Genomic DNA, 4,509 nt, shown 5'->3' on the forward strand with positions numbered 1-4,509 from the left:
GCTTTTTGGGAGACCTTGATCTTACCATTCAACTTTTGTACACCCGTCGATTCAATAATCCCCTCCTGGTCCAAGTAACCCAGCGATGTTTGATAGGTAAAGTTATCGGTTCCACCACCGTAGGAGAGGTTGTGGCTTTGGGTGATTCCGGTGGCAAAAATCTCATCCTGCCAATCGTTATTGGCTCCCATATCCGAAAGTTTTGTTCCATCGGCTTTGGTATAGGAACGGAATTCATCGGCGGTGAGCATATCCAGCTTCTCACGGATTTGCGAGACCCCCATGTAGGCATCATAGTTCAGCGTACCTTCGCCTTTTGTTCCCCTTTTGGTCGTGATAATCACCACACCATTGGCCCCCCGGGCTCCGTAAATAGCGGTTGAGGAAGCATCTTTCAGAATATCGATCGACTCAATGTCTTCCGGGTTCAGAAAGCTAATTGGGTTTTTATTAGACGATTCATTAATCCCTGCGGCCGTTCCGCCATTTGGCGTGACATCGGCATTGTCCAGCGGAATTCCGTCAACCACATACAAAGGCTCCTGCCCTGAACGAATGGAGTTTGAACCACGAATACGCACCGACATTCCAGTTCCGGGCTCTCCACTGTTTTGGGTAATATTTACCCCCGATACACGTCCCTGCATCATTTCAACCGGCGAGGTGGCCACACTTTTATTCATATCATCTTCCGTCAGACGGTTCATGGCACCAGTCAGGTCACTTTTGCGCTGAACACCATAGCCAACAGCCACAATTTCCTCAATCTGAAGGACATCTTCAACAAGCTGAATGTTAAACGTGCTGCGGTTGCCAATGGACACTTCCTGCGGCTGAAAGCCAACGAAGGAGAAAACCAACACCTCGGCATTATCAGGAACTGACAGGTTGAACTCCCCATCAAAATCGGTGATCGTTCCGGTGGTGGTTCCTTTTACCAACACCGTAACACCCGGCAAGGGCATCCCCTCCGAATCGACCACCTTGCCGCTGACGATGTTTTCGGCTTGCTCACTCATTGCAGCCAAGGGATTTTCGGCCCGTTGGGTAATGACAATCTGCCGGTCTTTAATGGTGTAGTCAACGGCTGTTCCTGAGAAAATTTGGTCCAGAATTTTTTCGACAGATGAATTTCTTACGATCACCGACACTTCTTTGGAGACGTCCAGAATGTCGTCAGAATAAACAATAATGTATTCACTGTTTTCTTCAATTTCCGTGAATACCTGCTTAATTGTGGCATTGTTTAGCCTAAGCGAGAATTTCGTGCTTTGCGAATAGCTGTTCCCAACAGCGCTTAAAACACTGACCAGAAGTAATAATACAGATAACCTCATAACAAGGAACATTTTTTTGAATCCTCCACTTGAATGAAAGATTCTTTGATACGACTTTTTTTTCATACTTTTAAAACGTTTAGTTTAACGACTAATAACCAGAGCCTTTTGGCTAACCGGAGGATATGGCGGTATTCTCCGGTTTTTTTTGGCTCGAAATTTATTTCTTCATGACAATAAAATCTCCGTTACTTTTTTTGGCCCAATCGATCGGAACCGTTAGTTTAATAATGTTTAACACTTCTTCGGCACTTTTCTCCAGATCCAGTTTCCCCGAAATTTTATAACCCCCAACCAGTGGGTCTTTCAGCGTGATGTGAATGTTGTAGTAACGTTCAATCTTCTTAATCAGGCGGTTAAGATCTTCCGATTCTGATTTCAATACGCCTTCTTTCCAGGAAGTGTACATGCTCACATCAACCATACGCACCGTGGTCTCCCGGCTTTCTTTATTCAGGCTTAGTTTCTCGTTGGGTCGCAATAATATTTGTTGATCTTGTGCCATCACACCGTGTCCCTTGATTTCCAAACCAACACTCCCCTCTTCCAAAATCGCTGCTACAAAATCATCCTCGGGATAAGCCGACACATCGAAGCGGGTTCCAAGCACCTGTACATTCATATCCGACGTGCGCACGATAAATGGCTTCGCTTTATTTACGGCCACGTCGAAATAGGCCTCCCCAATCAGCATCACTTCCCGCTTTTTCCGGAGAAATACGGAGGGGTAAACCAACTGGCTCCCGGCGTTCAACCACACTCTGGTGCCATCTGAAAGCGTAATCATCGATTTCTTTCCATAGGGAATAATCACCTTGTTCATGTACTCCCGGCCATCTTGCTGGTTTTGGTTGATGGTATCGTTATTGACAACGAGTTGGTTGCCGCTACTGGCATAGGTAATGGCCGACTCTTTCTGCTCCAGCGAAACTTCGGAGCCGTCGGAAAGAATAATTTTGGCTTCGTTGCTGCCGGTCTCACTAAGCTCGGTCAAATCATAGTGCAACTCACGCGAGTTTTCGTACAGGTAAAAAGCCAGGGCACCCGAAGCAAACATCAGCAGCAGAACCGCTGCATAACGCAGCAGACGAACCAGTTTCCGGACTTTCGGACGTTTCGCATTTCGAAGCACGCCATTCCAAATATCGTAGGTTTCATCCAGGCTCAGCTTTTCATGCTCATGCTGAAACATGCTGACAATAAATTTCGCCTGTTCAACATTGACTTTCTGTTCGGGAAATTCTTCAACAAATGATTTCCAAAATTCTTCGTGCTCTTCGGCCGGATCATTCAACCATTGAATGAAATAATCATCTGCCAAAAAATCCTCGGGTGTGTAGTTTTTATATTTGTTCATCTTTACAAGTTCTGCTCACAAAAGACAGCAACTTGTTTTTTGTTGATGGGCTCAGATGAAAAAAATACCTGCTAAACAACAGGTTTTACTTTTCGAAGGAATAAAATGAGGAGTGTCTGATTGAAAATATCGGATTTAACCGACAGGATATCACGAAGCTTAGCAATTGCCCGATGAATGAGTGCCCTTGACGATTGATAGTTTAAATTCATGATCATCGAAATTTCCTTGTAGTCAAGTCCGCGGGTAAACCGCAAATAAATGGCTTCCTTTTGCCGTTCGGTCAGCGCATCAATGGCTGCTACGAGTTCCGTTTTCTGCTGTTCTGTCAATTCAAATTCGGTGTGGTCGAAGCTGTGCAAGAATGCCAGGTCAAATCCAATGGACGATTCAGAATCAACACTTTGCAGGCGATGTGCTTTCTGAATTTCTCGCACCAGCTTGCGTTTCATCGCCTTAAAAAGGTAGAGTCGAATATTATCGGTACCGGACAAATTTTCACGATTTCGAATGAGGGTACAGAAAATATCCTGAATCGCGTCTTTAACCAAATCCCGGTCGGAAGTCATTTTGCAACCATAATCAAACAGGGCGTTGGCATGCCGTAAGTAGATGAGAGACAGCACTTGTTCGTTGCCGTGAAGAAATTTCGACCATAAGGTCTGATCATTTTCTTTTGAATACACAGGCATAGGTTTGGTTAATTGTAGGATAAAGGTAATACAAGTGTAACAAATAATCGACAATCATGAAAATGCTTTGGCAATGTTCACCGCAGCCTTCTTTCAGAAACGGCACAATCTTCACATTGCTTTAACTTTTGATTAATCTATACCAATGAACTTAGCAGCAACGAATTTGCAATTCATGAAACAACCATGAGAAAGCTCAAAGTCTCTGTGATTTCCGATGTTCATCTGGCCACACATGCCAGCAAAGCCAAAGTATTACTGAAGTATCTTAAATCCATTCACCCGGAAACCCTTGTACTAAACGGTGACATCATTGACTCGTGGCGCTTTTCGCGGAACTACTTTCCCAAGTCCCATTTAAAAGTGGTCCGTCAGCTGATTAAGATGTTGGAGAAGGGGGTAAAAGTCGTTTATGTCACAGGTAACCACGACGAATTTCTGCGGAAATTTAACGGAAGCGAAATGGGCAACCTGAAAATTGTCAATCAATTTGTTTTAGAGATGAACGGAAAAAAGACCTGGATTTTTCATGGCGATATTTTCGATCATATCATTCACCAGGCTAAATGGTTGGCCAAGATTGGAGCGGCCAGTTACGGATTGATCTCTCTGATCAACGCAGCCGTCAATCGCATTCTACTCTTATTGGGATACCAGGAAGTGCGAATTTACAAAAGCATCAAAAAGAAATTCCTGAAAGAAAACACACCACTATCGCGGTTCGAACAGGCGGTCATTAAAGTTGCTGCCGAACGAAATTACCAAACCGTTATTTGCGGGCACACCCATGTTCCAAAAGACAAAAAAAAGACGACCGAACACGGGGAGGTCCGCTACATGAATTGTGGTGATTGGGTGGAACATTTCACATCGGCCGAATACGAGAACAATCAATGGAACCTGGTTTATTTCACTGACAGCATAGACGATCCTGCTGACGAACCCGATATGCCCAACGAAAAAGAACTCTACAACTCGCTATTCCAGGAGCTTGCCCTCACCCATCTAATTTCACCTTCCAAATGAAAATCCTTTACGCGATACAAGGCACCGGTAATGGGCACCTGGCCAGGGCCACTGAACTGGTTCCAATTCTGAAAGAAATGGCTGAAACGGATGTGCT

Annotated in this window: 4 protein-coding genes; 1 reads left to right on the forward strand and 3 read right to left on the reverse strand. The window is 44.6% G+C overall.

Annotated elements, in window-relative coordinates:
• From AAC033_RS18345 to AAC033_RS18355, 3 genes are all read right to left on the reverse strand, one after another.
• A partial coding sequence (locus AAC033_RS18345) for a SusC/RagA family TonB-linked outer membrane protein (RefSeq protein ID WP_339740855.1) occupies positions 1-1,337 on the reverse strand: 1,337 nt, incomplete at its 3' end.
• Between the two features lie 160 nt (positions 1,338-1,497).
• Complete coding sequence (locus tag AAC033_RS18350; protein ID WP_339740857.1) at positions 1,498-2,694, reverse strand: FecR domain-containing protein; 1,197 nt, start codon at positions 2,692-2,694, stop codon at positions 1,498-1,500.
• A 71-nt stretch (positions 2,695-2,765) separates the two neighbouring features.
• Positions 2,766-3,380: a sigma-70 family RNA polymerase sigma factor gene (locus AAC033_RS18355; RefSeq protein ID WP_339740859.1), complete on the reverse strand. Its 615-nt coding sequence runs from the start codon at positions 3,378-3,380 to the stop codon at positions 2,766-2,768.
• Between the two features lie 192 nt (positions 3,381-3,572).
• Between AAC033_RS18355 and AAC033_RS18360 the strand changes: the two genes are divergently transcribed.
• Positions 3,573-4,412: a UDP-2,3-diacylglucosamine diphosphatase gene (locus AAC033_RS18360; protein WP_339740862.1), complete on the forward strand. Its 840-nt coding sequence runs from the start codon at positions 3,573-3,575 to the stop codon at positions 4,410-4,412.
• Positions 4,413-4,509 lie beyond the last annotated feature (97 nt).

This window comes from uncultured Sunxiuqinia sp., from assembly GCF_963974515.1.
Lineage (GTDB): Bacteria > Bacteroidota > Bacteroidia > Bacteroidales > Prolixibacteraceae > Sunxiuqinia.

Bases quoted from the DNA above. Each gene is read 5' to 3' on its own strand.
- AAC033_RS18350 (WP_339740857.1), bottom strand. From the start codon at position 2,694: ATGAACAAATATAAAAACTACACACCCGAGGATTTTTTGGCAGATGAT.
- AAC033_RS18360 (WP_339740862.1), top strand. From the start codon at position 3,573: ATGAGAAAGCTCAAAGTCTCTGTGATTTCCGATGTTCATCTGGCCACA.